The organism is Chryseomicrobium imtechense (assembly GCF_041475995.1).
Taxonomy (GTDB): Bacteria; Bacillota; Bacilli; order Bacillales_A; family Planococcaceae; genus Chryseomicrobium; species Chryseomicrobium aureum.
The window spans coordinates 22,623-49,365 of record NZ_JBGOBM010000013.1; the positions used below are offsets into that span (position 1 = coordinate 22,623).

The 26,743-nt window shown below is 41.3% G+C and carries 36 protein-coding genes and 1 riboswitch; of the genes, 10 read left to right on the plus strand and 26 right to left on the minus strand.

Features of this window, described 5'->3' with window-relative positions:
• Window positions 1-56: 56 nt before the first annotated feature.
• Together AB5N96_RS11350 and AB5N96_RS11355 are read right to left on the minus strand one after the other, a co-directional pair.
• Entirely contained in the window at window positions 57-530 is a 474-nt protein-coding gene (locus AB5N96_RS11350) for a DMP19 family protein (RefSeq protein WP_499705558.1), read from the minus strand.
• Window positions 531-545: 15 nt separating this feature from the next.
• Window positions 546-719, minus strand: coding sequence for a hypothetical protein (locus tag AB5N96_RS11355; RefSeq protein WP_499705559.1), 174 nt, complete (start codon window positions 717-719; stop codon window positions 546-548).
• Between the two features lie 201 nt (window positions 720-920).
• Here AB5N96_RS11355 and AB5N96_RS11360 point away from each other — a divergent pair, with 201 nt between their 5' ends.
• Window positions 921-1,094 (plus strand): hypothetical protein, encoded by a 174-nt coding sequence (locus AB5N96_RS11360; protein ID WP_499705560.1) that lies wholly within the window; start codon window positions 921-923, stop codon window positions 1,092-1,094.
• 227 nt (window positions 1,095-1,321) lie between these two features.
• Here the strand turns inward: AB5N96_RS11360 and AB5N96_RS11365 are convergent, their stop codons facing one another.
• The 12 genes from AB5N96_RS11365 to AB5N96_RS11420 all read right to left on the minus strand — a co-directional run bounded on the left by AB5N96_RS11365 (window position 1,322) and on the right by AB5N96_RS11420 (window position 10,864).
• The gene (locus AB5N96_RS11365; protein WP_499705561.1) at window positions 1,322-2,029 is read right to left on the minus strand and encodes an ABC transporter permease; all 708 of its coding nucleotides are present in this window, start codon (window positions 2,027-2,029) and stop codon (window positions 1,322-1,324) included.
• Entirely contained in the window at window positions 2,026-2,877 is an 852-nt protein-coding gene (locus AB5N96_RS11370; RefSeq protein ID WP_499705562.1) for an ABC transporter ATP-binding protein, read from the minus strand. Before AB5N96_RS11370 ends, AB5N96_RS11365 begins: the two co-directional genes overlap by 4 nt.
• 145 nt (window positions 2,878-3,022) lie before the next feature.
• Window positions 3,023-3,661 (minus strand): LytTR family DNA-binding domain-containing protein, encoded by a 639-nt coding sequence (locus AB5N96_RS11375; protein ID WP_499705563.1) that lies wholly within the window; start codon window positions 3,659-3,661, stop codon window positions 3,023-3,025.
• Window positions 3,662-3,793: 132 nt separating this feature from the next.
• Complete coding sequence (locus AB5N96_RS11380) at window positions 3,794-3,943, minus strand: hypothetical protein (protein ID WP_499705564.1); 150 nt, start codon at window positions 3,941-3,943, stop codon at window positions 3,794-3,796.
• Between the two features lie 99 nt (window positions 3,944-4,042).
• A complete protein-coding gene (locus AB5N96_RS11385) occupies window positions 4,043-5,353 on the minus strand; it encodes a 2-hydroxycarboxylate transporter family protein (RefSeq protein ID WP_499705565.1) in 1,311 nt (436 codons plus the stop codon).
• Window positions 5,354-5,504: 151 nt separating this feature from the next.
• Window positions 5,505-6,212 carry a response regulator gene (locus AB5N96_RS11390; protein WP_392455550.1) on the minus strand — a complete coding sequence of 236 codons (708 nt, stop codon included), beginning with the start codon at window positions 6,210-6,212 and terminating at the stop codon, window positions 5,505-5,507.
• Complete coding sequence (dcuS, locus tag AB5N96_RS11395; RefSeq protein ID WP_499705566.1) at window positions 6,209-7,807, minus strand: DcuS/MalK family sensor histidine kinase; 1,599 nt, start codon at window positions 7,805-7,807, stop codon at window positions 6,209-6,211. The genes AB5N96_RS11390 and dcuS overlap by 4 nt, the downstream gene beginning before the upstream one ends.
• A gap of 40 nt (window positions 7,808-7,847) precedes the next feature.
• Window positions 7,848-8,315 (minus strand): 6,7-dimethyl-8-ribityllumazine synthase, encoded by a 468-nt coding sequence (gene ribH / locus AB5N96_RS11400; RefSeq protein ID WP_392455546.1) that lies wholly within the window; start codon window positions 8,313-8,315, stop codon window positions 7,848-7,850.
• Entirely contained in the window at window positions 8,312-8,956 is a 645-nt protein-coding gene (gene ribB / locus AB5N96_RS11405) for a 3,4-dihydroxy-2-butanone-4-phosphate synthase (protein WP_499705567.1), read from the minus strand. Before ribB ends, ribH begins: the two co-directional genes overlap by 4 nt.
• Before the next feature lie 12 nt (window positions 8,957-8,968).
• Window positions 8,969-9,613, minus strand: a complete 645-nt coding sequence (gene ribE / locus AB5N96_RS11410) for a riboflavin synthase (protein WP_499705568.1) — start codon at window positions 9,611-9,613, stop codon at window positions 8,969-8,971.
• A 354-nt stretch (window positions 9,614-9,967) separates the two neighbouring features.
• A riboswitch (FMN riboswitch) is annotated at window positions 9,968-10,114 on the minus strand.
• 51 nt (window positions 10,115-10,165) lie between these two features.
• Window positions 10,166-10,453: a hypothetical protein gene (locus AB5N96_RS11415; RefSeq protein ID WP_499705569.1), complete on the minus strand. Its 288-nt coding sequence runs from the start codon at window positions 10,451-10,453 to the stop codon at window positions 10,166-10,168.
• 51 nt (window positions 10,454-10,504) lie between these two features.
• Window positions 10,505-10,864 carry an immunoglobulin-like domain-containing protein gene (locus AB5N96_RS11420; protein ID WP_499705570.1) on the minus strand — a complete coding sequence of 120 codons (360 nt, stop codon included), beginning with the start codon at window positions 10,862-10,864 and terminating at the stop codon, window positions 10,505-10,507.
• A gap of 125 nt (window positions 10,865-10,989) precedes the next feature.
• Here AB5N96_RS11420 and AB5N96_RS11425 point away from each other — a divergent pair, with 125 nt between their 5' ends.
• Window positions 10,990-11,232 (plus strand): hypothetical protein, encoded by a 243-nt coding sequence (locus AB5N96_RS11425; protein WP_499705571.1) that lies wholly within the window; start codon window positions 10,990-10,992, stop codon window positions 11,230-11,232.
• Here the strand turns inward: AB5N96_RS11425 and AB5N96_RS11430 are convergent.
• Together AB5N96_RS11430 and AB5N96_RS11435 are read right to left on the minus strand one after the other, a co-directional pair.
• Entirely contained in the window at window positions 11,224-11,496 is a 273-nt protein-coding gene (locus tag AB5N96_RS11430; protein ID WP_499705572.1) for a hypothetical protein, read from the minus strand. The two genes, AB5N96_RS11425 and AB5N96_RS11430, sit on opposite strands and share 9 nt — an antisense overlap.
• Window positions 11,497-11,506: 10 nt before the next feature.
• Complete coding sequence (locus AB5N96_RS11435) at window positions 11,507-11,935, minus strand: YhfM domain-containing protein (protein ID WP_499705573.1); 429 nt, start codon at window positions 11,933-11,935, stop codon at window positions 11,507-11,509.
• Between the two features lie 145 nt (window positions 11,936-12,080).
• On the opposite strand from AB5N96_RS11435, the gene AB5N96_RS11440 reads away from it, so the two are divergent.
• Both AB5N96_RS11440 and AB5N96_RS11445 read left to right on the plus strand, forming a co-directional pair.
• A complete protein-coding gene (locus AB5N96_RS11440) occupies window positions 12,081-12,944 on the plus strand; it encodes a GNAT family N-acetyltransferase (protein WP_499705574.1) in 864 nt (287 codons plus the stop codon).
• A 67-nt stretch (window positions 12,945-13,011) separates the two neighbouring features.
• Window positions 13,012-13,329, plus strand: a complete 318-nt coding sequence (locus tag AB5N96_RS11445; protein ID WP_499705575.1) for a hypothetical protein — start codon at window positions 13,012-13,014, stop codon at window positions 13,327-13,329.
• Window positions 13,330-13,352: 23 nt separating this feature from the next.
• On the opposite strand, the gene AB5N96_RS11450 is transcribed toward AB5N96_RS11445, so the two are convergent.
• Window positions 13,353-13,796 (minus strand): hypothetical protein, encoded by a 444-nt coding sequence (locus AB5N96_RS11450; RefSeq protein ID WP_499705576.1) that lies wholly within the window; start codon window positions 13,794-13,796, stop codon window positions 13,353-13,355.
• 321 nt (window positions 13,797-14,117) lie between these two features.
• On the opposite strand from AB5N96_RS11450, the gene AB5N96_RS11455 reads away from it, so the two are divergent.
• Window positions 14,118-14,474, plus strand: coding sequence for a hypothetical protein (locus AB5N96_RS11455; RefSeq protein ID WP_499705577.1), 357 nt, complete (start codon window positions 14,118-14,120; stop codon window positions 14,472-14,474).
• Window positions 14,471-14,875 carry a type II toxin-antitoxin system RelE family toxin gene (locus AB5N96_RS11460; protein ID WP_499705578.1) on the plus strand — a complete coding sequence of 135 codons (405 nt, stop codon included), beginning with the start codon at window positions 14,471-14,473 and terminating at the stop codon, window positions 14,873-14,875. Before AB5N96_RS11455 ends, AB5N96_RS11460 begins: the two co-directional genes overlap by 4 nt.
• A gap of 419 nt (window positions 14,876-15,294) precedes the next feature.
• On the opposite strand, the gene AB5N96_RS11465 is transcribed toward AB5N96_RS11460, so the two are convergent.
• On the minus strand, window positions 15,295-15,696 hold the full coding sequence (locus tag AB5N96_RS11465; protein WP_499705579.1) for a hypothetical protein: 402 nt from the start codon (window positions 15,694-15,696) through the stop codon (window positions 15,295-15,297).
• A gap of 141 nt (window positions 15,697-15,837) precedes the next feature.
• On the opposite strand from AB5N96_RS11465, the gene AB5N96_RS11470 reads away from it, so the two are divergent.
• Together AB5N96_RS11470 and AB5N96_RS11475 are read left to right on the plus strand one after the other, a co-directional pair.
• On the plus strand, window positions 15,838-17,118 hold the full coding sequence (locus tag AB5N96_RS11470) for an RNA-binding domain-containing protein (RefSeq protein WP_239584909.1): 1,281 nt from the start codon (window positions 15,838-15,840) through the stop codon (window positions 17,116-17,118).
• Window positions 17,119-17,186: 68 nt separating this feature from the next.
• Window positions 17,187-17,486: a TIGR04104 family putative zinc finger protein gene (locus tag AB5N96_RS11475; RefSeq protein ID WP_204590403.1), complete on the plus strand. Its 300-nt coding sequence runs from the start codon at window positions 17,187-17,189 to the stop codon at window positions 17,484-17,486.
• 12 nt (window positions 17,487-17,498) lie between these two features.
• On the opposite strand, the gene AB5N96_RS11480 is transcribed toward AB5N96_RS11475, so the two are convergent.
• Window positions 17,499-18,026: a DNA topology modulation protein gene (locus tag AB5N96_RS11480; RefSeq protein WP_499705580.1), complete on the minus strand. Its 528-nt coding sequence runs from the start codon at window positions 18,024-18,026 to the stop codon at window positions 17,499-17,501.
• A gap of 248 nt (window positions 18,027-18,274) precedes the next feature.
• Between AB5N96_RS11480 and abc-f the strand changes: the two genes are divergently transcribed.
• On the plus strand, window positions 18,275-19,762 hold the full coding sequence (abc-f, locus tag AB5N96_RS11485) for a ribosomal protection-like ABC-F family protein (RefSeq protein ID WP_499705581.1): 1,488 nt from the start codon (window positions 18,275-18,277) through the stop codon (window positions 19,760-19,762).
• A gap of 345 nt (window positions 19,763-20,107) precedes the next feature.
• Here the strand turns inward: abc-f and AB5N96_RS11490 are convergent, their stop codons facing one another.
• A complete protein-coding gene (locus AB5N96_RS11490) occupies window positions 20,108-20,617 on the minus strand; it encodes a hypothetical protein (protein WP_499705582.1) in 510 nt (169 codons plus the stop codon).
• 398 nt (window positions 20,618-21,015) lie between these two features.
• Window positions 21,016-21,669 (minus strand): hypothetical protein, encoded by a 654-nt coding sequence (locus tag AB5N96_RS11495; RefSeq protein ID WP_499705583.1) that lies wholly within the window; start codon window positions 21,667-21,669, stop codon window positions 21,016-21,018.
• 179 nt (window positions 21,670-21,848) lie between these two features.
• On the opposite strand from AB5N96_RS11495, the gene AB5N96_RS11500 reads away from it, so the two are divergent.
• Entirely contained in the window at window positions 21,849-22,511 is a 663-nt protein-coding gene (locus AB5N96_RS11500) for a phospholipid phosphatase (protein ID WP_499705584.1), read from the plus strand.
• Window positions 22,512-22,712: 201 nt separating this feature from the next.
• On the opposite strand, the gene AB5N96_RS11505 is transcribed toward AB5N96_RS11500, so the two are convergent.
• The 5 genes from AB5N96_RS11505 to AB5N96_RS11525 all read right to left on the minus strand — a co-directional run bounded on the left by AB5N96_RS11505 (window position 22,713) and on the right by AB5N96_RS11525 (window position 26,674).
• Window positions 22,713-22,865: a hypothetical protein gene (locus AB5N96_RS11505; RefSeq protein ID WP_499705585.1), complete on the minus strand. Its 153-nt coding sequence runs from the start codon at window positions 22,863-22,865 to the stop codon at window positions 22,713-22,715.
• Between the two features lie 107 nt (window positions 22,866-22,972).
• The gene (locus AB5N96_RS11510; RefSeq protein ID WP_499705586.1) at window positions 22,973-23,569 is read right to left on the minus strand and encodes a hypothetical protein; all 597 of its coding nucleotides are present in this window, start codon (window positions 23,567-23,569) and stop codon (window positions 22,973-22,975) included.
• Complete coding sequence (locus tag AB5N96_RS11515) at window positions 23,566-23,808, minus strand: hypothetical protein (RefSeq protein ID WP_499705587.1); 243 nt, start codon at window positions 23,806-23,808, stop codon at window positions 23,566-23,568. The genes AB5N96_RS11510 and AB5N96_RS11515 overlap by 4 nt, the downstream gene beginning before the upstream one ends.
• A 143-nt stretch (window positions 23,809-23,951) precedes the next feature.
• Window positions 23,952-25,754, minus strand: coding sequence for a glutamine--fructose-6-phosphate transaminase (isomerizing) (glmS, locus tag AB5N96_RS11520; RefSeq protein WP_204590381.1), 1,803 nt, complete (start codon window positions 25,752-25,754; stop codon window positions 23,952-23,954).
• A 404-nt stretch (window positions 25,755-26,158) separates the two neighbouring features.
• Window positions 26,159-26,674, minus strand: coding sequence for a type 1 glutamine amidotransferase domain-containing protein (locus AB5N96_RS11525; protein WP_392455497.1), 516 nt, complete (start codon window positions 26,672-26,674; stop codon window positions 26,159-26,161).
• Between the last annotated feature and the right edge of the window lie 69 nt (window positions 26,675-26,743).

Consider the following 26,743-nt stretch of genomic DNA (forward strand, 5'->3'; position numbering starts at 1 on the left):
CCCTCATTTGGTCCAATTCTCCCCCTATACCCGAATTACTCAACTCCTTATCCTATTTACTCACTGATCTCCATCAACTGATGATAATTCTTCTCGAAAAAGTTTTCTAAATGATCATGTAGCGGTGGGTCAAACGAATGATACGCTTCATCGGCCGCTGCAATTCGCTCATAAAAAACCTCTTCAAACTGCATGTCTTGTTCAAGTTGTGTATAAACTGTCCATAACTCCAACCCATGATGTTCCAAATTAGCCGCATGCTCCATAGCTCCGATTTTCTCTAAAGCTTCAACGGTATTTTTCAGGAAAGTCTTCGCACCATACTCTTTAAACCGATAGTCAAAGTGATAAAGAAATGCTTCATGCCCACCTGACTCTAACTCTGAATAATAAGCATATGCATGCCATGCGGTGTTTGTAATCTCAGTATCCCCAGGCGTTTCATTCTCTACTATCGTTTCAATCGATGCATTCCATTTCTCTTCTGGCGTTTCAAGTTGATCTTTTCGAAAAGCTAACTTTGTCCACATGTGCATAACTCCTCTCTACTCAGTGATGACTTGCTTCTTCCGGAACCGATTCCAAATAGCGTGGATAATCGATGCTAGTAATGTTAGAAATGCTAGCAAATATAAAATTCCCGAGATGCTGCCTGCCCCTTGATTGAAAACAAGACCTGTCATTAGTAACACTAAAAAAATCATCAAGTAATACTTCACCTTCACACCCCCTTATTTTCTTCTTTGGAAGATGTCAGTGAAAACAGCAATGATTATAAAAGCGATTATCGCAATTGCTAAAAAGACCATCTGATCATACCTCTTTTCTTGTTGTACGGATTATATCCATTTAAGTTCCCAAAATCCTATTTATTTCTCAAAAAATGGTATACTAAAGGAAAGTAGGAAGGAGTGCATTTCATGTATATTTTAGGATTTCTACTCGCTGTATTGACTTTTGGCATTTTGGCTGACCTACGCCGCGGAAGCTTCAGGTCGCGAAAAGCACATGACACTAACCCGAACAGTGTACACTCACCAAATGCTGCAAACTCTGCACACAATACTTCTCACAACGAGATGTATATTCCGTAACTATGTTTTTTATTATGGCTATGCTGGTGTCGTTTGTCTTCTTGGTTTCACTAATTTCAGTTTTACTATATTTAGCCTTTCAGTTCGCCAAAGGTCCAAAAACGCCTATTAGTTGGTTTACTTTAACACTTCTCACCCTTTTCTTTATAATGACGATTTGGAGTACATTTGGCAATGCTAGTTTGCACTAAAAAACACGAACCCTACACAAGGATTCGTGTTTTTTTCTATTCGTCACTCATACGTTTTTTAAATAGTACAGCGGATACAATTACAGTGACTACTGCCCATACCGCTAGTACCACAAGAGACACAACGATATCAGAAGTTGCTCCTGCTACACTATACTGCTCAAGTAGAAGCAACTGTGCACTTGGCAACCATTGAAATACTTCTAGAACCGGATAACGATCCGCAAATAACAAGACGAGTGGTCCAAACGAGAATACAATCATGACAGGAAGAATTCCAACTGAGGCTTCCATCACTGTCTTCGTATATAGACCTACAATCAATCCCATGGCCAAATAGAATAGTGTAGATAAGACAAGGGCAACCCCCATCGCAGCTAAATTGGCAGGTGAGAACTCTAAAATCCACATGCACATACCCAATACGACCACCGTGATGACAAATACTAAAGCACTCTTTCCAATCAGCACATCTGCTATAGATGCCGGGGACAACAGCAAGCTACGTAGAGTATTGTGTTCTTTCTCCTCAGCAATCAAACAACTCTGGATAAACGCAGTAATCATCGCAAATGTTAAATTGATGGGCATGAACAAACTCTGAAGATCCATGTCCCCTGTCATACTATAGATAAATGCTAGTGCTAGTGGCATAAGCACCATCGTCGAGATTGCATAATTTCGGTAGAACTCTTTATAGTCTTTTACAAAGATTGCTTGGATTCGTTTAACAGATACATTCATGATAATTCTCCCCCCGTTACACGCATAAATAAATCACCTAATGTTGGTTCATTGGAATGGACACGACGAATTCGTTGTGCCGCCGCCCACTCTCTCATTTTGTCCATTGTCGCTACTTGATTTACTGGTAACTCATGTGATTCGCCACACGTCAATTCCACTTCAATCACATCATTGCGGTACGCATCTTTTAATTCTTCTGGAGAACCACTCTCTCGAATTTCTCCTTCGTGTAAAAAAGCAACGCGGTGGCACAGCGCTTCTGCTTCATACATATCATGTGTCGTCAGTAAAATCGTTGTGCCTCTTGCATTCAGCTTTCGCAATCCCTCATGAATATGATGCGTGTTCACTGGGTCAAGCGCTGATGTTGGCTCATCTAAAAACAAAAGCTCTGGCTTATGAAGGATAGCACGCGCCAATGTGACACGCTGCATCATTCCGCGAGACAACTCTGATACTTTTTTCTTCTTACTAGAAACCAAATTCACAAACTCAAGTGCCTCATCCATTGCCGATACCGGAAGATCATAGAGGTCACAGTACATTTTTAGGTTTTCTTCTATAGAAAGTCGTTTATATAAGCCGCTATTATCCGTTAAGACACCAAAGCGCTTACGGGTCTTGCTTTGCTTCACTTGTTCACTGGATTCACCGAAAATCATCACAGTTCCTGATGATGGATCCAGTTGACCCGTCAAGATTTTAATAATAGTGGATTTCCCAGCACCACTCGGCCCAAGCAAACCTAAAATCTCACCTGACTGAATTTCCAAGTCTACATTTCGTAGTGCTTCAAACCGACTAAAACTTTTCTTTACATTTTCCATTTTAATGGTAACCGACATATAAATGGCCTCCTTTGTTGTTTTCCTACACTGAGTGTATGAAAAGATAGGGAGGCCCGCAGTAGATTAGCGGTGAATCGTTTCCGAAATTTGCTGAATGGTGGAAATTTCGACATGAATGGTGCCGATTATTTCCCAGGAAATATTATGATATGCCAAGAAGTTCTTTTAACGGACTTAATTTGGCACGAGATAAGGGAACCAATGTCGTTTTTTCGACATCCAACTTGATACTATAGCTATTTTTCGTCCAACTGACTAGCTCTCGTACTTTTTGCAAGTTTACAATGTATGACCGGTGACATCTATAAAATCCATACGGCTGTAACCGGACTTCCAGTTCCGTTAATGTCAAAGGACTCGTATAAGCAACACCTGCAACATTGATATAAACCGTACCATCTATACTTTCTATATAGTCGACTTCTGGTGGATTGAACAACAATGTTTTGTCATTATGTTTCACTTGAATTTTATTGACCTTGAACTGTGCTGGCTCTTCATTTTGAGTAGCTGTCTCATCTTGAAATTCCAATTTATGGATTCCTCGTTCGTCCATTCGATAAATCTTGTCCGTCACCGGCAAAAGGTCTTCTAAATTGCTACTAAGCAAAACTAGAGATTTTCCTTGTCTCTCAATACCTTTTAAAATTTGGTCTACTACATGACGCCCTTCTAGTTCGATCCGGTGGAACGGTTCTTCGATAACTACCCAGTCATGACGTGAACAGTAGGGTTTGATTAGCGTCAATGTGTTGCGTTTTGTTTCGGATAATTTCTTCACTTTGGTACGTGCTTCTGTTATAAGATCGAATGTCTTCAATAATTCTGGTACGGACCATTCAACCTCTGCTAATTTGGTATAGTATGCAATGGTTTCTTGTACGGTCAGATGGGGATAATGCCCGTCTTGCACCTAATGTACATAGGCAGACTTTTCAAATTGGCGCATGACAGATGCTGCTCGTTTCATATCCACTAACAACCCTGTCACACCTTCTGTGAATGTATACTCTGGAATCCACACACGATTTTGCTCTGTCACTGCGGTAAGCGTTAAAGTCATATCCTGTCCTCACTTGTCGGTCTGTCTGATAATGCAAGCATACCATGAGAAAACATGCAAAAAAACACGTAACCCCGAAGAGATACGTGTTTTTGTAGATTAAAATAGCAAAGGTATAATTAAACCGGCTAATAGAAGTATGAGTGCACCACCAAGTCGAGATGAAATCTGAGCAAACGGCATCAACTGCATACGTTTTGCAGCTGAGAGAACGGCTACATCGCCTGTTCCACCCATGTTTGCCATACAAAGACCTGCTGTAATTGCAGACTCAATCGGATAAAATCCTACAAGGCGTCCGACAAGCGCTGCTCCTAGTACCGCCCCAAGTACTACACCAAAAACAGTGACGACATAAGGAATAGTTAATGCTGCAAGAACCGTTTCAAGGTCCGTGTATGCTACTCCAATTCCAAACAACAGTGCTAACGTCCAGTTTTTCGCAACAAATTTGTACCATTGGTTTGCTCCATCTAATACGCGTTCTGGTAACCATCCCGCAATTTTCGCTACTGCTACTGCAATAATCATGAGAGCGTAGGCATGAAGAGGAATAAAACTTGCTAGTAATCCTCCGATTGCAAAGAACGTAATAGCGATTGCTAACCCAATCCCCATCTTCTTAATATCGAACGGAGTTTCTTTTTCCGTGAACTCGAATCCTTTTAATAGTTGACCATTTCCTGATAACGATGGACGTTTGTTCCCTACGATATTCAGTACACTCGCTAAAATAATGGCAAAGACATTTCCTAACGCCAGAGCCGGCACGAGCATCGAGATATAGTAACTCGGTGTGTTCCCCATCATCTCACTGTAGATCTGACTCATCGGAACAGCGCCTGCTCCCATTCCGCCGCCCATGATCGGCATCGCCATGACAAGTACTGCCTCAGAAAGGGAGAATCCAACAAGCACTCCGAAGAGAGCAGCTAAAATGATGGCGCCGATGACTGCTCCAAAGATCGGAACAAAGTACTTCAGTCCAACTTTCACTAACACTTCTTTATCCATTCCCAAGATACTGCCTGTGATCAGTGCCGCAATATAGAAATCTAAAAAGCCACCTGTAGTCATGAAGTCATTGATCATCGTGACGGTTGATGCTGGAATCAAATCTGCATAAACCATATACGCCGACCCAAAAATAGCGACAATCGCACCTCCACCCAAGTAAGTGCGGACGATTGGTAACCGGTCCCCTGCCCAACCGAGTAGTTCTCCTAATACCATCATGACTAGTAAACTTCCAATCATGCCACCTGGAAGATTTCCAGTATACATGCTGACCATTGTAACCGCTGCGAGTACCCCAAACCAGACAAGCGGCAATCCGAAAATCGTAATGCTTTGTTTTTGCTCTCTCGCGTGTGACAGAGAGACACTTTGATTGCGTGCTGCAATTGTCATTTCCATTCACTCCTTCATCCTCTTTGTAAAGAAAACGCTTTCAATAAGTGTGTTTATCATACTGAATGCTTTCTCAATCGCAAAGAATATGAAAGTAAAAATAGTATTGTAAGTAAAAAAAGTAGAGGCCCTCGTTATGAGGTTCCCTACTTTATATAGAAAATTGGTCGTTTTTCATAGGTTTTGCCGTGCGCTTGTAGTAGTAGACAGGGCGACCTACCCCGTACTCCAATTGCTCGTCGAGAAATAGATGACTTGCTAAGAATTTCAAATACTTTCGAATGGACACCCGGGAGAGGGAAGCTGCTTCTGCCACTTCATCTGTCGAGAACCGCCTCCCGCCAAATGTCTTAATAACGTCTAGCACATGATCGAGCGTTGTTTTTGTAAGCCCTTTAGGTACCAAGATTTGCGTCGATTCTTGATGAGCTTCTGTATGAAGAAGCGCATCAATGTCCTGTTGACTACTTTGACCACTACTCTTGATAAATGTATGATGGTGCTTGAACTTTTCCAGCGCTGTGTGTAACCGGTCAAACGCGTATGGTTTGATCAAATAATCGATTGCTCCAAGACGAAGGGCCTGTTGAATCTGTTTCGTTTCAGAAGCTGCCGTTATCAAAATCACATCTACGCTTGCCCTCTCTTCACGCAATTCCTGTAAATACGAAAGGCCATCTTGACCGGGCATGTAGACATCAAGTAGTACGAGGTCTATTTGGTCGTTTGCAAGAAAGCTTCTCGCTTCTTTAGGTGAATGGGCGACTCCAACGCAGGAAAAATCGTCTGTTCGCTCTATGTAGGAACGATTCAGCTCTGCCACCATCGGGTCATCCTCTACAATCAGTACGCGAATCATGTTTCTTCCCTCCCTTCTATCGGAATTATGACTTGGATAGTTGTTCCGTTTCCTACTACTGAATCCACTTCCAGTGAGCCATGAAGGCTCTCAACACTAGTTTTTACAAGGTACAATCCGTAACCACGTGTTTCTCCTTTTGACGACTGCCCTTTTTCGAAGAACAGGTCAATTTCATCGGATGCCATTCCTGGGCCATCATCTTCGACAGTCAAGGTGAGTAAGTCGTCTACACATGACAAGTCGACCGTCACGTTTCCTGGAGGTGTTTCCATCGCTGCTTCTAATGCATTGTCCACCAAGTTCCCAACAATCGTCACTAAGTCGTGGGCCATCGTTCCGTCTGGCAATACCGGAATATCCGTCTCACAAAATACAGCTAGCTCAGCACCTTGTTCACGTGCAAAACTGATTTTCCCGAGCAGGAATCCTGAGAGGATTGGGTCATGAATCTGTTCAGTAATACGATCAGTTTCCTCGATCTGATGTGCCGCAAGTTGTGTGATGTAGCGCTTCATATGCTCTGTATCGCCTATTTCTGCTAACCCTAGCAACACTTGCAATTGATTGCGGAACTCATGCGACTGCGCGCGTAAAGAATCTGCGTACAAGCGAACACCCGTGAGTTGCTCCGCTAAACGATTGACTTCTGTCTTGTCCCGGAACGTCGAGATGGCCCCTACCACTTTGCCGTTCACCTCTATCGGAATCCGGTTGACAATGATAGTCGTGCCGTTCAACTCTTGTTGCTCATCGTATTCGGCCCTCCCTGTCTCCAACACAAGCTCTAGACGAGAGTGTGGAAGATAGGAGGAAATCAATAAACCTACGGGATTGTCACCTCGGATACCCGCTTTTTCAAAAATATCACGAGCAGAGCGGTTCACATATGTGATGATTCCGTGTTCATCAATCGCGACAATGCCTTCTCGGACGGTTTGGAACATCCGGTCTCGTTCTTGATAGATGCGAGCAATTTCAACGGGTTCAAGTCCGAGTAGGCTTTTTTTGATGTAGCGGGCGAGTAAGATAGCGCCGATGATTCCAGCTAAAATCCCCACTGCAGAACCTAATAGAATCATTTGATGATTTTCAAAAATCGCTGCATCCACTGCATCCAGTGAAATCCCTGTAGAAACAGCACCGATTTGAACACCATCTTTATAGATGGGTGCAAATGCACGCACAGAATAACCTAGCGTTCCTTCTGAAATGGAAATATACTCTTCTCCTGCCAATACCCGCTGTTCGTCTCCACCAACAAACCGGTTCCCAATCTGCTCTGGATTCGGGTGCGATTGCCGAAGACCGGTCATGTCCATCACGACAATAAATAAAACATCACTCGCTTGTTGGATACTCGACGTATACTCTTGAATCGTCCCTTCAATTTCATCCGTCAGTAACTCGTCTTGGACAATCGAGGATTCTGCGACTGTACGTGAGATGATCCGCGCTTTTTCTTCAAGCTCTTCTTGCGTATCTTGGCTCGTTTGGACTGAAATCAAAATATCGGTTACGAGTAGAGAGACAGCGACGACCGCTATGACAAATAAGCTGATCACTGTCGTCAATTTCCATTTAGGCCGTCGCATACTATACACCTCTCTCGTTTTTCTTTATAGTAGCATACTCTTATGCCAAGCTTTTGTAGACGTTGGCCATTTCGATTGCCGTGATAGCCGCTTCTGCTCCTTTGTTCCCTGCTTTCGTGCCCGCCCGTTCAATTGCTTGCTCGATGGATTCTGTTGTCAACACACCAAAGACCGTTGGAATACCGGACTGCAAACTGACAGCCGATACGCCTTTTGCCACTTCTGCACAGACATAATCAAAGTGTGGTGTAGCACCTCGAATGACTGTCCCAAGCGTGATGACTGCGTCGTAATTCCCGCTATCCGCTAACTTTTTCGCTGCAAGCGGAATCTCAAATGCTCCGGGTACCCACAGAATCGTGATGTCTTCTTCTTTTACTCCGTGACGACGTAATACATCTTCTGCCCCGCCTAATAGTTTGCTCGTAATGAACTCATTAAATCGTGCCACAACGATGGCTACTTTTAAATCCGTTCCAACTAAATGTCCTTCGATAATCTGTTTCATGAAAATTCCTCCTGTAGGTGTAAGATAGTGTCCAGCTTTTGTTGGTTCGTTTTCAGATAAGCTTGCAGATGTTCAATTGAAATTAGCACCAGTCCATGTTTGTCAGCTAATTCTTCAAGCTCCGGACGTCGTGCCATCGTGCCATCCGGATTCATAATTTCACAAATAATGCCGACTGGCGCTGCCCCACAAAGTAGTGCGAGGTCTACGGCTGCTTCTGTGTGACCAGGTCGCTCTAAAACGCCACCCGGTTTCGCAATGAGCGGGAAAATATGACCTGGACGTACAAAATCATTCGCTTTCGTTGCAGGATCTGCAAGCAGTTGGAGCGTCTCTGCGCGCTCGTGTGCACTGATTCCAGTCGTGGATTTCACAGAATCGATGCTGACAGTGAATGCCGTGCCATACGGATCTTTATTAGTAGCAATCATCGGTGGAAGCTCAAGACGCTCTGCCAGCTCCTTTGATACAGGTGCACAGACAAGGCCTCTTCCTTCTGTCACCATAAAGTTGATGAGTTCCGGTGTCGCATAGTCTGCTAATGCTAAAAAATCGCCTTCGTTTTCACGGTCCTCGTCATCGACCACGATGATCGGACGCCCTTTTTTCAGTTCTTCTAACGCCACTTCGATTACTTGCATGTCCATTCCTCCTCACGCATAACCGTTCTCTTGCAGAAAACTATGCGTCATCGTTGATTTTTTTGGACGTTCTTGTTGCGCTGCGCCAAGGATATATTTTCCGAGGACATCAAACTCCAGGTTGACGAGATCGCCTGGTTGTTTTGTGTGTAAAATGGTTTGTTCGGCCGTATGTGGAATCAACGAGATCATAAGAGTATCCGCTGTGAGACCGAAAATGGTCAAGGATACCCCGTCCACGCTAATGGACCCTTTCAAAATGACGTAGTTCCGGAAAGACTCCGGGAACTGAACCGTGATCTGCAATGCATTTTGGTTCATCTGCCGGTTTATGATTTCTCCAACAGCGTCGCAGTGACCGGTTACGAAATGTCCACCGAACCGACCATTCGCTGCCATGGCTCGTTCTAGGTTTACGCTTTGGCCTCGGTTCAATCGACCGATTGTTGTGGCTGCATATGTTTCTGGCATGACATCGACTGTAAACTGATGGTTTGTGAATCGCGTAACCGTCAGACAGACTCCATTGATGGCAATGCTGTCCCCCAACTGGACGTCAGTCAGGATTTTTTCAGCAGAAATCGTCAGTTCCATGGCCTCGCCTGTCTTTTTGATGGAAAGGACTGCGCCAAGTTCTTCGATGATGCCTGTGAACATTCGTGTGCCTCCTTTACATATTTGGTTGTGTCCACCTAAGAAGGTGCTTGTCCATCTTGAAAAAATTTAAAAGTGTGTGAAAGTGTGCTCTGATTTGAGCATAATGCGAATGGGATTGTATCCACCCCGGGGTCGTCGGGTGGTGAGAGAAGGATGGTTGTGAAGGATGGTTTGTCTGCATAGTTCTTCTGGTAAAGAGAAATCAAGTTTCATGTCATCATAATCGTTCATCATAACCTCCTTGTTGTTTGACTTGTTTTTGTCATGCACAAAAATACCCCCACCTTTTGAAAGGTGAGGGAGAAAAAAGCAGCACAAAAAAGCGTTTAAAATCGGTTGATTTTGAAACGTTGTGTTTTCCTTCTCCCATCCAGACTTTTACTGTCGGCTTTGGAGTTTCACCAAATCCACCGCTTTCTTTTCACAGAAACCGGGTCACGGACTAAGAGGCCATGCCTCATCACCGCCGGTTGGGAATTGCACCCGACCCCGAAGGAAATCCTATTCACGCCCTTACTATACCAAAATCAGATTTGTCTGTATACAGAGAGGTTATTTGACACTATCTCTTTTTTTCAAACTAGTCTTTGATTGAATAATTTTCAAAACGATTAAAATCACTACGAAAAACAGGAAGGAAAACCCTGCGTACATTAGCGCTGATCCTAAAGGATAGTTTACTGCATAGTCTAATTGCGCCTCTTTCATTTGTTGTTCTGTTAGTAAATGAAAGTCCTGAATTGGAATGAGTAATGCACGCAGAAAGAATCCAATGAACAGTAGCATCAAAGCGATAGTTGCTGTAGTGACAAGTGTGCTTTTTTTAAACAGAACTTGCATAGACTCGCCTCATTTCTCCAATGTTCATAAGGATTTAAAAGAAGATAAATTCTATTTAGGAATTTGAAATTCGGTAGCTAAAGTGTAGTTTTCTAGTTCATTGTTAACATTAAAAAGAATCCGGTAATCGCCGGCATCTAATTCTCCGTAAATCCCTCTCCAGTCAATCGCCATGTCTGTACAGGAATTCTTATCTGTGCCTAGCCCTTCGTCCGTAAAAGCGAATCTTCCTCCGACAACATCGTTCACCACATACCAGTCCCCCTCAATCTTTCGTTCAAGAGAGAAGGATCCGTTGTAGCCAACAGAATGTTCAGCACTATTGATGAGATGAAGTGTTAACCCGCTTGGAGTCAGTGTGTCGTTGAGAACTTCAAGGCTGACCTCATCCAAAGTGTTCACTTCAGTCACATCAGATTTCACTAATTCCGCTGACTTTTCGGAAAAGGAACAACCAGTTAATAGGCTGAGAAGAAGAACAAAAAGCAGTAGACTATGCCGCATCCTCATCTTTCCTTTCTGGTTTAGAGCGTAGTTTGACTAAAGCGACGCAAATTTGCAATCTAGCGTCGATTTGGACAATTCTAGCGACGAAAACGCCAGTTTCAGCGACGAAAGCGAGCATTCGCTTATCTACAGCGACGAATATCTCCAATCCAGCGTCGATTCGGGCAATTCTAGCGACGAAAACGCCAGTTCCAGCGACGAAAGAATTATTTCACTGGCGGAGAATAGAAAATACGCATAGTAATCCGTTCGTCCATGGCAACTTACTTTAAGCGCTCTTCATTGGTCTCCCAATACCGTTCCAACTCACGGGCCACCTGTTCCGTCTGAAACCCTTCCACCCGTCGCTTCCCAGTATTCTCAAACGCGACTTCATCTTCGATTTGAATATATGTACGATCAATCTTTCGGAAGACATACATATTGCCTTCATACTCACCACTGCGAAAATTATCTAAAGTAATGAAATCATAAAGAGTTTTGTATGTTTCCGCATCGATTAGTTCATCTTCAAATACTTGCTCCAAGTAGTTCATCGGCTTCCTCCTATCGAATCACCTTTCGAATCTCATCTGCATCTTTTGCAGAAATCTTATATACTTCCTCGTAATTCACTGTATAAGTCACTAATGCTTCTTCCCCTTCTTCCCCTAACCACAGATGCAGTGGATGACTTGGAAGACCATTTTGATACTCGACCATCAAATCATACTCTGGTGTAGCTTCTGGAAGTACGCCACTCTGCAACTTGGCATTTCGCAGAGCTGCTTCTAGAACGGCAATCTGCTCTACCTCTTCGATAGCTACTACACTTTCTTCATTGTTCAGGCCAAGCCCCGTAGATTTCGAAACTCTTATGGTCTCAATTTTCTCGTCGAGGAGTGCAAGACGTTCTCCTCCCACTTGATACATTGCATACGTCGCAACAGCTACAACTCCCGCGGCCACTAATGCCCCTAGCAATTTCTTGTTCATAGTTTTCACCTTTTCTCTTTAGACGTTATTAATCTAGTGGATGTTACTTGGAAGCCCTTCTTTTTATTTACAGGAACGCTCACTTTCTTCATACTACTAGATAGCAGGAAGAGAAGAAATACTTTTCACAGAACGGAGCAGTAACATGACAACTTATGTACGACTAGCAGCATCTCAATTAGAGATGGCAGCCGAGTGGTTGGCAAACATCAATAGCCAAACGACGTCTCATTCCGGTTATTGCGGGACTTCAAAAGAAGAGATTTTAGAGAGTTTACATGAAGATTTTGTTGAAGGCGAGTTGACATCACTGGTTGCGGAGCTTGAAGGCGAGACGATCGTCGGGTTGATTGGATTTGATTACGAGGAGGATTTTGCGGAAGTGTGGGGACCCTTTATTTTTTCTCCGAATCCAAAAGAAACTCTAGCCTTATGGAATTTCGCTACGAATGAATTTCCGCAGCTTCAAACATTTTCGTTTTTCATACATAAGGACAACAGAACGCAACAAGAATTCATGGACACACTTCAAGCAACGCTTCGCGGAAAGCATTTGTATTACAGACTTCAACTACCGACCAAGACCGCATCACACAAATTAACTTTCGAGATATATTCCAATCAGGACGTTCAGGAATTTGTGGAACTCCATGACACTGAGTTTCCTGATACGTATTATGATGCCAAAACGATTCTGGAGCGTTCCCTTCAACAAGGCCATACACTCTACTTCGCTTATTTCGAGAAGAGCTTTGTCGGGTATTCCTATTTCGAGGAAGGAACAGACTCTATTCATTTAGAATATTTCGCTCTCAATTCAGGTTATCGCGGGCAAGGTCTTGGGGAAGAATTAATGCGCGTGACTCTTGATCAAGTGACCTCTGCGAAGAAATTAGCTTCGGTAACATTAACTGTAGATTTATTAAATAATGCAGCCAATCCTTTGTACGAAAAAGTTGGATTTCAAGTTGAGAACGAGCTTTGGCATTACAGGTTAGAAATTAAATAATTCTTCTATAATTCCCAGTATATTCATGATACAGTTGTAAGAAAGTGAGAGACAAAGGGGAGTATATATGAAGAATTTAATACGCGGAATTGTGCTTTTTGGAGCGGGCACTATTTTGATGAGCGCGACTTTGCTTGCTGCTACAATCTACGCAACGAGTACTGAATCATGGTCAGGAAATTCTAAAGTGGGCTCTGTCTTATTCGGTGGTAGTTATGTAGATTCAGAGCCACTTTTATTAGGATTTCCGTTTGTCGTAGGTGTCTTATTATTTGTTTTCGGAGCTACAATTATTTTCATGCAGTGGTACAAAGAATGGTTAAAAGAAGCCGATGCAAAGCTTGAGCTTGAGAAATTGAAAGCTGCAGCACCTCATAAAAGTTAGGATTCCCTGACTTTTATGAGGTTTTAACTCACCACCCGCCGATCAAACTGAAACAGTGCCAATAAACTCATACTTCCCACGTAAGTTGGAAGAGCAACACTCATCGACACATCGAGCCACTCACCAACCGGTTTAGAAAAATCACCGAGAACGGCAAAATAGATAATCGTGACAAGGACAGCTCCAAATCCTAACGTCGTAGCGGACAATTGCCATTTTTCTCTTGCGAGGAACGTAAAACTGATTACAGAGAAGAGTAACGCTGCTGCTACACATATATACCAAATCATCATCTGTGTGCCATTCGTGGAATCCATATTTCCAAGCATCGCATTACTAAATAGAGCACCAACGCTACCTAGTATCACGAAATTTATAATAGCCCAGGCTTTTCTCTTCAAATACAAAAAAATAATGGGACTTGCCACAGCAAGTAGCAATGAAAAAACTATAAGTGTATCCGTCACGCTTCTCCCTCCCTCCTGGTCAATCCGGCTTCAAAAATTTATACGACAGCCATATACCTACAGCTGTCAGTACTACTCCAAGCACTACTAATCCTATCAGTAAATTTCCTATAACCATCTTCTCCACTCCTTTCTGATATATACGAAAGGAATTGGTAAATAGTTTCAGATAAATTAAATTTTACATACTCACAATCATTAAAGAAATGTGAAAGATGAAAATGACTGGTAAATTGTACATTTTAAATGTACATTTATTGAATATAATATGTACACATGATAAAATGGAGGTGAAAGTAATTGAGACGGGAGGAGAAAAAGATGGCAGCTACAACTGGTTTTATTGATGTGAAGCAAATAGAAAAAGAATTACCAAATCGAAATCGTCTAATCGCTTCAGAACTCCGCTACAGTAAAAAATGGCAGGCACTTTTGGACCAATATGCCACTGTTGAAATTATGTTAAACGGAGAAACTGTTGCACAATTGAGTAATCCTACTGTCATTCCCGCTCTACTTAATCGAATTTACGAATTAGAAAATGAATTAGAGCAATTACTGGTTGAACAACTATATGCAGAGCGCTTAAATGAAACAGATCGCAAATCTGGTGATGAGTTAAAGCAAGGGGCTGAAGACATACTGCTCCACTACATTGACTCTGGAAAAACTGAATGAATATAAATACAACTCTAGTCAAAGATGCTATCGCTCAAATTTCAGCGATTCCTAAACTCTATATGGATCCACAACATTTAGTCCTTGATTTGTTAGCACTTACTAGTGTAGAAAGTTTTGATACAGATGAAAAATTCTCCTCTGTTATTCGAACATTAATTCACTCTTTAGAAATAATTTCAAAATTCCCAGAAAGCGGAGAACCCTTAAAGAATGATTTTTATGGCTATTACTCTTATCATTTTTTGAGTGATTATCCGTCAAATCCTCCACACGATGACATGCGGATTGTCTATACTATCCAAAATGCCCAACTCTGGATCATCGGTTTCGGTCACAGGTACTTACCATCTGACATTTACGAGAAAATTAGAAGCACTAAAAGACACGCACCTTACTAGTTGCTCTTCAAAGAGAAACTTATACACTTTACAAAAGAGGCCCGGTGAAATTTTTTCACTGGGCCTCCTTCCATCATTTATTGATTCTAACTCGCATAGATTCAACCTTTTTTAAGAAATATATAAGACAACAAGAGTCCTCCACCAATTGTTACTACACAAAGGATTAATAACCACATCAACATACTTCCCATAGTCTTGCCGCCTCTCATTTTAAATTTCTTCGTGAGAAATTAATTACGAGTTATTTATCAAAGGCACTTATCTTTTGAGTGTTATTTTTACTCCCATCACTATCATAACAACACCTGTCACTATACCGATTCCGATCAAACCAAAGATTAGAATATCTGCCATACATTAATGCCTCCTTCTTACTACATAGATAGCTCTTCAAACTTTAATTAAGTATCTTGGCTTTACGTCAAATCTTTAAACTTCTTATCATACGAAACACGCGTGTGAAAATCTGCTCGCCATTCTTCAACTAAATCTTCACTTCCAGCATATCGAAACACATTTAAGATGTTTTGAAGTTCTTTATGATACTCGAACTCCTTCTGTTTGACCAACTGCAACGCCATATCATAGCCAGCAGCAGCACTTGGTGCATCCCCTTTTTCTTTAAAACGACTTGCCATATAAATCAATAAATCCGCTTTGGCAGGATTAGAAAGCCAACTTGCATCCAGCTCAGCAGTCACATATGGGAATAGTTCATCTAAACGGTCCTGCTTCACCAGTCGATCCGTCTGCTTTCGGACCTTTTTTAACATTTTCTCTTGGTACCGGGAATACTTGATTTTTTCAATCCATTTCATTGTGAATACCCTCGCTTCTTACTTCCTACATTGTACTACGAGTATAAATTAAAATCGTTTCATTTGTATGTATTGATTAATCGATTATAATCGATTACTATTGATTATAATATAAGTAATCAATTAGTGAGGTGATTGGCTTTGAAATTCGAAGAATCATTAACATTAGAATTTAAAAGAGAATTAACAGAAGGAATAAAAAAAGAAATTATTGCCTTTGCAAATACCTCTGGCGGAGATTTATATATAGGAGTAGACGATGATGGATCAGTAGTTGGATTAGATAACCCCAAAAGAATTTTAGAAGATGTTTCAAACATTGTACATGATAGTATACAACCAGACATACTGATGCATACAACATTATCAATAGAAACAATTGATGACAAAGATGTAGTCAAAATTTCAGTTAGTGTAGGTAGTAGACGACCTTATCATTTAAAAGGTAAGGGTCTCCGCCCTTCAGGAGTTTTTATTCGCTATGGGACATCAGTAACAAATGCATCTGAAGAAAACATTCGTCAAATGATTATTGAAACTGACGGCACAAACTTTGAAACCATGAGGAGCATGGAGCAAGATTTGACATTTACGGATGCAGAAGCAATATTCAAAAAAAATGGACTAAGCTTACTAGAATCCAACATGCGCACATTGGGAATCATAAATGCTGAAGGTTATTATACCAACGTTGGTTTGTTACTCTCGGACCAATGTGAACACACAATTAAATGTGCTCGTTATGTAGGGGTGGACAAATTAGAGTTTCAAGATAGAAAGGAATTTACTGGATCGCTATTGAAACAGATTGAATCTGCTTTTGAGTACCTCTCTCTACACAATGAAAAAAACTCTGCATTCAAGGGACTTCAAAGAGTTGAACAGGAGAGCTACCCTTCATATGCATTACGTGAAGCATTGATTAATGCAGCCACACACAGAGATTATAGTTTTTCTAGCAGCACACTAATCCATATATTCACAAATCGAATCGAACTAGTTTCAGTTGGTGGTTTAGTAAAAGGTTTGACTCAAGAAGATATTGAACTTGGGATTTCTCAAAGTAGAAACACAAAACTAGCGAACATTCTTTATCGCTTAAAATGGATTGAAAGTTATGGAACTGGTCTACAAAGGATTCTGGAAAGTTATAGTAAAAATAGCGTTCAACCATTTTGGTCAATTGGCCCAAACTCGTTTGTTGTTACACTCCCTAAAAAGGATCAGACTACAAGAGATGAAATTGATGAAAGCTTAAATAACTTTTTAGAAAGCAAGTCCTCATTCACTGCTAAAGATTTAGAAATAGCCCTTAACAAAAGTAAATCTTCTGTTAGAAAGTTATTAGCGGAATTAGTTAACCAAAATATTATTAATCGGATTGGCAATGGTCCAGCAACTCGTTACAAAAAAAGCCATTGATTGAACCTACTCCTCCATCATGTTAGGGTAAAGATATGCAACCTTCCAAAAATAAGGAGGTGGATTTTATGCCTGTCTGCCAAACATGCGGCCACACCTGGAGTCTTGGCGAAACACTAAAGCGCTCGTTTTCGATTTGGCCCGGTATGAAATGCCCGAATTGCGAAAGGGATCAATTCATCACAGCAAAGTCTCGGAAACGTTCAGCTATAGTTTCCGGTCTAAGTATCGCACTTGTCATGCTGTTTAATATTTTCTTTGGTCCTACAGCGTACACATTCGTACTGTTCGGTTTAGTTCTACTAGTGGTTATGATCACATATCTGCGGATGATTAAGCTTTCGAATACCGAAGAGCATATGTTTTAACAGGCACAGACATCATTTCTTCTGCGCTTGTTTTTTTATTAAATTCTCTAAAAACCGTTCCACATCACTCGGTTTTCTGAAATGCACGACGCGCTTACCCGATGGAAGTTCGCGCAACCGATTGATAATATGCGGCGTTTTTTGCTCAGGAAATTTCCAAATGTATTTGAAGAACTCAAGATCAAAATGTTCAGGGCACCCTTCCGCCATATCCGGTCGCACGGTGTTGCGGTACTTCATCACTCGTTTAGCTGCTCGTGTGATGCAAAGTAGCCGTGGGAAATCAAAAAAGAGGATAGTATCTGCTTCTTCCATTCGCTTAGAAAGCGTTCCCCCATAATTCCCGTCGATGATCCACTCATCTTTTTCAAAAATCTCATCTTGAAGTCGTATCTGCTCGTCCCTTGATACTTCTTCCCACCCTGCTCGCCAATTCAGTTGGTCGAGATGATAACCCGGAATGGAGAGTATTTCCGTAAGCTCTCGGGATAGGGTGGACTTCCCTGCTCCACTCGAACCGATCAATGCTATCTTTTTCATACTGCCACCTCCACTTAGTAAATAACTTGAAAAAAGCGTTATCCTGCTCTATACTCGAACTAACTTACTAGAAGGGATGATGAATGGTCAATGATTTCTTAATTCTATTTTTTCACGTTAAAATGTATACGCATTTTTACGAAAAGATAGGATGAGTCTGACCATTTATAATCCTTTACGGCTTCGTAAAGTTTATTTATGTTCGTATACTTTTCCTTCCACGACTTCGTGGGAGGTTTTTTTGTAGAATGCGTGTGCATGCAACTCGATTAGTAGGAGGTTTTTGCATGCCGATAGAACTTAGACACGTAACCTTTGCCTATGATTTACTAGATGCACCATTATTTAAAGATGTTTCATTGACTCTGGACACATCTTGGAAGCTTGGCCTTGTTGGACGAAACGGACGGGGAAAGACGACTTTACTCAAGCTTCTCATGAACAAACTTGACTATCAAGGGGAGGTACTCACGGATCATGAATTCGTCTACTTCCCGTTGACGATTTTACAACCCGACCTTCCCGTTTATTTTGCAATTGATGAGGTCTTTCCTACTGAACAATGGAAGCTTGAGCGGGAATGTCATTTACTTGGAATGGACAAAGATATTCTGTGGCAGCCTTTTTCTCAACTCTCCGGCGGCGAACAAACACGTGTGATGCTTGCTGCGTTGTTTTGTGAAGATAATCGATTCGCTCTGCTAGATGAACCGACAAATCACTTGGACATTCGAGGAAGACACCATCTTGCTTCGTACCTGAATAAAAAAAGTGGCTATATTGTCATCAGTCATGACCGGAAATTTTTAGATGCTGTGATTGATCATGTGCTCGCAATTGAGCGTAGCCAAGTCATCCTCTACAAAGGTGACTTTTCAACGTACGAGACACAGAAAACACAGCAAGATCAGTTCGAACTTGAAAAAAACCATTCGCTGAAGTCTGAGATTGCGCGAATTGAAAAATCAGCGCGTGAGAAAATAGACTGGGGGCTGGAACGAGAAAAACCTTCAGGCAATGACCCGTTTGGTAATGCGATTGCAAAACGTATGATGAAACGAGGAAAAGCGATTCAGCAACGGACGAATGAAAAAATCGAAGAGAAAAAAACTTTACTGAAGAATATCGAAAAAGTCGATGATTTGACCATTCAAGTCATGAAATCTCATCGAAATCCAGTGGTGCGTGTGAAGGAATTGACTTTGTCCTATGATGGAACCCCCTTGTTCGAGCCAATTTCGTTTGAACTCTATCAAGGTGAACAAATCGCAGTGGTCGGAGCAAATGGTTCAGGAAAAACTACGCTCATGAATTTTCTTCAAGGTTCGCCTGCTGAAGTGAAAGCAGAAGGAGAAATTCGTTTATCCGAGCACTTAGTGAAGAGTCATGTTTCTCAAACCACTTCCCACAAAGGTACGCTAAAAGAGTTCGCAGATTCGCACAAACTAGATTACACATTGTTCCTAAACAATTTACGTATTCTAGGCTTCACTCGCGATATTTTTTCAGTGCCCATCGAAGAAATGAGTGAAGGCCAAAAGAAAAAAGTTGAGTTTGCGAAGTCTCTCTGTACGCCTGCAGAACTCTACTTATGGGATGAGCCACTCAATTATTTGGACGTCTACAATCAGAACCAAATCGAGAAAATGATAGCTACTTATAAGCCTACCTTACTGTTTATTGAACATGACCAGGCCTTTGTCGAGCGAGTAGCTACCCGTATTATCAAACTTTAATATTTTTTTGATGTAACCCCTGGGGTTGTTTCATTAAGGGTGTTTATGAAGAAAGTATTCCCTATCATTTCCTTTATTTTTTTACTACTTGGGTTCAGCATTCTTATCTCTATGTCGCAAGAAAGCGTATGGGCAAGCGTGCTTACATTCCACACAGCCGGTCAGCCATTTATAATCATTTTTATGATGTACAGTGTTATCGCGTTTATCTTTGCATTGCTAAGTACTAAAAACACTTATAAATTCGTACTTGTTTCCGCAAATGCACTACTTCTCATCGCTACAGGTTTACTAAGTTTTGTTGCTATTTTCGGTTTTCAGTCGCCTTGAAGCTTATTTTCAGCTTCAGGGCTCTTCACTAACTTCTACAGCAAACGCATAACTAGCTGTTCCTTGTTCCCAATGGGCTAAAACTTCATAGATGAAAACACCTGTCTCATTTAGATCTACTTCTTTTGTTTGTCTAACAATCGTATACTCTTCATCCCATATTCTCAAAATATAATTAGTAGGCGGCTCTTCAAAATTAAATTCCACAGAGCTGTTAGCTGTAAGTTGCAAGGTATTCTTTCCAGTGACTAGATCTGGTGGAGCATCTGAATCTACCTCAATGCTTTCTGCTGTTCCATCTCCATTGTCGATTGTCCAGCTGTGTGTGCCAAGGGTTGGATGAATAGTTTTCCCTCCTGCCGTTATAGTGAATTCTGGGGGTTCTAGAACTGTAGCCTCTGATGATTGGGTAGTCTGAACAGTGCCCTTTTCTTCTTTCACTTCACTAGTTGCTTCATTTTCATCTGAACAGCCCACTACTACTAAAAAGATGACCAAAGTTAAAATACTGCCTAATCGCTTCAACTGCATCACTCCTATTTATCTAGTAGACGTTACTTTAGAGAAAGTGTCACATTTCACGCGCTCGTATTCGAATCCATTCCTGTAGAGTATCTTTTCTCATTTCAGAAAGATTATCTCCGTATTTAAAATCATCGATGGCATCGCTGATTTCTAACTAAACGAGACTACTGCTTTCTGGAAAACTTGTGTATAACTCAGGCTAGTTGTAGATGCATAATGTGCTGAGGCCAGACTTCATTTTCTTACCTGAAACACAAATGAGTAGGACTGTTCATCCGCTAGTTTGTCTTCCCAAATCCGCTACATTCTTTCCATTCGTTTGTTTCATCAGGTTCAATAAAAACTCGGTGTCTTTTTCATATGTATTTACTTGATCATAAATTAGAGGTATCACTTCATTAAGTTCCTTCCGTTATCGCCACTGGTTGATAGTTTTCAATAAAGTTGTTGACCCACTCCATATTAATTGGTCCATTTAGAACATGGAAATAGGGTCCCTCATCATAGGAGAGAATACGTTTTTCGTAGATTGATCCACCTATCCAATGATTATCGAAAATAACACTAATCATAAAACCCTGTTCATCGGATACGTCCGCGTCCCATTCTCGGTCATTCATTTTCTTCACATCATATTGAGCTAAAAATGTTTTCCATTCCGCAATGGCTTGCTTGTCTTCAACAATATATGTTTCTCCGGCTAAGTCGAATTGTAGTCGCAACTCCTCTTCCGGATGAAATTCAAAAACGGAATCCAAGCTTTTCACACGATACTCATCATAGATACTGAACACTAGTGAAGCACTTGTGATTACAGCTAGACCCACAGCCATGACTGTATACCACTTCTTAGTTTTTTCTGATGTTACTTTTTCAAACTTTCGGGCTAAGGTGCGAGCTACTGGAATCACTAAAACAAATAGTACGACAATGCTCAAAAACAACGCTAGAAACGGTGCTCCATTCAAGTAGTTGTAAGCTCCAAAATAAAATAGAATAGACAATGCAATTCCTACGCTTGCGAAAACCAACCAATATCTTCTTTCTCTCATCCCATAACCCCCTAATTAATAATTGCACTATTCTTTTAATTCTTTTTATACGTTTTAATTGTACCATTTAGTTCCATCTTTCCTAGATGTTTGATACATTTTTTTTTGATAGTTCGAATTAAGTTATCATCATTTTTTTCAGGGTAAAGAATACATATAAAAAAGGAAAGGATGATTCTGTGGATCCACTAATTTTTGGTTTGTTTGCAGTAGCCTACATAGCTAGTTTAATCTGGGGATTCAAGAAACATTCAAAGACCGCCTCTGTTATTCTCTTCCTCACTATCATCGGACTCATTTACGACAATGGGGTTTTGGCAATCGGTCATTTGATTAGTGAGGGCACACTTCTTGAGAACTTAAATCTGGGTCGTTTCTGGATTCATGCGTTGTTCACACCGCCACTACTTCTTTTTTCTTTATTCATCCTACGTGAAGCAGGAATTCGTCTAGCTTTTAAAACATGGTTTGTCGTGAGTTTTGTGGTTCTTTGGATTGTGGCTACGATTGTAGAAATTATTGTGGAAATCCGAGGACTCGAATTAACTGTACAGGAATCATACGGCGTCTTGAGCTACGCAGCAGTAGAAACTGCGTCAGGACCACCTCCAATGATTCTCATTGTGTTGATCGGCTTATTGATTGCTGGAATTTTACTTGCGTGGAAGAAGAAGTGGTGGTGGATGCTCGTTGGAACTATCGTTATGACAATTGGCAGTGCAGTGCCTTTTGATATCGGGAGCGACGCTGCAACCAATGCATTTGAATTGTTCTTGATTATCACTTTACTATGGACAGCGATTCGGTTTTCAAAACAAAAGTCTACTTACTATTTAGAATAAAGCACTTCATATGGTAGACTTTTCCTAACTAAGGTTGATGGTGAAGAGAAAATAACGGCGATCGTAGTCGGCTACAATAATACTTTACAAATGGCGGATGGTAAATTCTTTACCATTGAAAGTCGAAACTCTTTATTCGAATTAATCAATCAGGATCTGTAAAAAACTGTCCAACAGCTGCTACTAGTTGTTGGACATGTATTATTTACTTTTCATTTCTGCTTCTAGTTCGCTCAAACGTTTTTCAAGAGTGGCTAATTTTGAGTTTGCTTGCGTAGCTAAAGAAAGTCCAATTATGCCAAATGTCATTCCCAGTGAGCCTAATGTAAACGCAATGATAATAAATGCCTCCATATTAACATCCTCCCCTTGGTTTAAACCTCTTGCTTTTATACGGGAGAGAACTATGAAAAGTTCCGACTCTTTATACTCACTAAACTAAACAACAGGCTTTCATTGAGCTAATCCTCCCAATAAAAAATAGCATCTGCCACAGTATAGTCCCGTGATTCGCGATAGAGCGTTGGGATCTTTGTTTTAAAAGGTAAAAGTTGATTCATATCTTCGGGTTCTAAAACATCAATATCAAATTCCTCTAAAGCTTGTTTCAACTGCTCGCCAAGTGATTGGAGTCTCTCACTCACTCCGACTAGCTTTGGACCACCGAGTAAAGAACCATAACCTCCACCGATGTCTTCATTTGTTTCGATACGAATGGTTTTATACCGCTCATCTTCTCCCATGATGGCAACAGGTGCTAACCGACTGATGTCCACAATGAGACCATAGATTTTGATCTCTCGATGACCATTTTTCTCCTCAAGCACTACCAAATCTTCTTTTTGATAACAAAAGAATTCCACAAACGAGGCATATCCACTACCAAAGTGATCCCATTCAGCCTCACACACTACATTCGGAATACGGTTCATACGATGAAACAAACGCCTAAGATGCGCTTCAATCTCTCGCTCATCGTTTGTATCATAAGGAAACTTCTCGCCAATAATCTTCCCATCAATCATTGCTTGTAACTGTTTATTTGAAAACATCATCATTGACCTACACTTTTTATTAGTTTGAATAGCAGTTTTGTAACGAAATAACACAGCGGAATACCTAAAAGTAGCACAAGTAAACTCATAGAATAGTTATAGAAAAAGAACTTATCCGATACATAGGCTGCAAACTTAAAATATTGAGTATATAAAAGAAAAACAATCAGCCCAAATCCAGCTTGTCGCAGCATTAATTTGTTTTCATTGAATGGTTTCTCTCTTCTCCAATTCTCCTCCATCACTCGAACCCCTCCCCCGAATCTCTTAACATAAATTGTAAACTATTAAAAAGAATAGTAAAGAAATTTCTAAAATAATCAAATTGCACATAGTTGTTACCACAAAAAACCCCTCTTGGACGAATCCAAAAGGGGGATAGTTTCTATTCTACTGTTACAGATTTCGCCAAGTTTCGCGGCTTATCCACATCACAGTCGCGGTGAAGCGCTGCGTAATAGCTGATCAATTGAAGTGGAATAACAGATACTAAAGGTGTTAGTAAGCTGTGGACGTTTGGAATAACAAGTGTATCCCCGTCTTCTTCCATACCTTCCATTGAAATGATACAAGGTTTCGCACCACGTGCTACAACCTCTTTCACGTTTCCGCGAATGTTTAGTGCCACTGGTTTTTGTGTTACTAGAGCGAACACTGGTGTACCGTCTTCGATAAGAGCGATAGTTCCGTGTTTCAACTCACCACCTGCAAAACCTTCTGCTTGGATATACGAAATCTCTTTTAGTTTCAATGCGCCTTCAAGACTTACGAAGAAGTCGACGTTACGTCCGATGAAGAATGCATTGCGCGTTGTTGCTAAGAAATCTTTTGCGATTGCTTCGATTGCTTCTTTCGAGTCAACCATAGCTTGAACTGCGTTCGCTACAATTCCAAGCTCTTTGATCAAGTCAAATTCAACATCATGACCTGCGTGCTTAGCAGCCACAGTTGCAGCCACAGCTAGAACAGCGATTTGTGCAACGTATGCTTTTGTTGAAGCTACTGCGATTTCTGGACCTGCATGTAAAAGCAATGTGAAGTCTGCTTCACGAGAAAGTGTTGATCCTTGAACGTTTGTTACGGTAAGTGCTTTGTGGCCCATTTCCTTGATTTTCACAAGAACTTGGCGCGAGTCAGCTGTTTCACCTGATTGAGAGATGAAGACGAATAGTGGCTTCTCAGAAAGGATTGGCATGTTGTAGCCAAACTCACTTGAGATATGCACTTCTACTGGCTTCTTCGTAATTTTCTCGAAGTACTCTTTACCAACAAGACCTGCGTGGTAGCTTGTACCTGCAGCAATGATGTAAAGACGGTCTGAAGCATTGATAGCTTCTAAAATATCTGCATCGATTGAAAGCTCGCCTGCTTCGTTTTGGTACGCTTGGATGATTTTACGCATTACTGCTGGCTGCTCGTCAATTTCTTTTAACATGTAGTGTGGATATGTTCCCTTTTCGATGTCACTCATATCAAGCTCTGCTTTATACGAATCACGCGCAACAACAGTACCGTCTAACTTTTGGATTTCAACTGAATCCTTTTTCACAATCACCATTTCTTGGTCGTGAAGCTCTACGTACGTGTCTGTTACTTGAAGCATCGCCATTGCGTCAGAAGCGACTACATTGAATTCGTCTCCAAGACCAACTAGAAGTGGGCTCTTGTTTTTTGCAACGTAGATTGTTTGTGCTTCTTCCGCATCTAAAAGTGCGATTGCATATGAACCGTGAAGAAGTTCAAGCGTTTTGCTGAATGCTTCTGCAGTCGTCATGCCATCGTTTACAAATTTCTCGATCAATTGAACGATAACTTCTGTATCTGTATCAGACTTCATTTCAACGCCTGGAAGATATTCTTTTTGTAGTAAGTGATAGTTCTCGATAACCCCATTGTGTACTAGCGTATAACGCTCTGTTGTACTTTGGTGAGGGTGAGCATTTACTTGGTTTGGAACACCGTGAGTTGCCCAACGTGTGTGTCCGATACCTGTTTTGCCCATTACGTCTTCAATAACTGCTCCGCGAAGATCTGCGATGCGGCCTTTTTCTTTGAATACTGTGATGCCTTCTTCGTTACGAACTGCAATACCCGCTGAGTCATAGCCGCGGTATTCTAATTTTTCTAAGCCTTTTAACAAAATTTCTTTGGCGTCACGTTCGCCGATATATCCAACAATTCCACACATAATAAAAATCCTCCGATTGATTGAAGCATGCAAAAAGAAGCGTCGCTTTGGGCGCTTTTTTTTCATACTTATTTAGTATCGCCTTCTATCCGGTCTGTCTACCAATCGCTTGGCAGGTTTACAGATAGAGTAACAACCGGGCGTAGTGCGGTCGGGAGGCATCCGCCGAATCCTCGATAAACCTCCACCTCGTCTGCTAAGGACTGTTTCCGTCCGAGTTCCTTAGCTCTGGCGCTTCAACTTGTTTCCGATTTCTTTGCGCGCACAGCTTTCCTCCTTTAGCGCGTGTTCCTATGCTTCTCAGCATAACCTCCATATCATACAAAATTTAGTGGGTCTCGTCAATTGTAATCTATGTAAGAAAAGACCCTTTGGTGCTTAGGCACCAAAAGGTCTTGGGGGTCCTAGTTCTCTAAAAGCTTGAGCATTTCGCGATTGAATGCCGGAATGTCGTCTGGTTGACGGCTAGTCACCAGTTGATTCTGACAAACGACTACTTCCGTATCTTGCACTTTCGCTCCTGCATATTCCATATCAACTTGAATGGATTTAAAGCCTGTTGCATCGCGGCCCTCTAGAGTCTTTGCTGTAATTAGCAGCTGCGGCCCGTGGCAGATAGCGAATACAGGTTTTTTCGCATCCATGAATTCTTTTGTAAAGTGGACGAAACGATCGTCTGCACGTAGTTGGTCAGGTGAGAATCCGCCTGGCAGTAAAAGTGCGTCAAAATCACTTGCGTTCACATCATCAATTGATTTATCAATTGTGACTTCTGTATTGTCTTTTTTCCCAGTAACCGTCTTGCCTGCTTCTTTTTCGATTGTGACCACTTCATGGCCCGCATCTTTCAAAGCTTTTGCTGGTTCTGTCCATTCGACGTCTTCAAACATGTTGGTGATTAACGTTGCTACTTTTGCCATTGTATCTCCTCCTAAATGTTTGTACGTAGTATGTATTCCACTCTGAGAAAGAATTAAACATTCGGATGG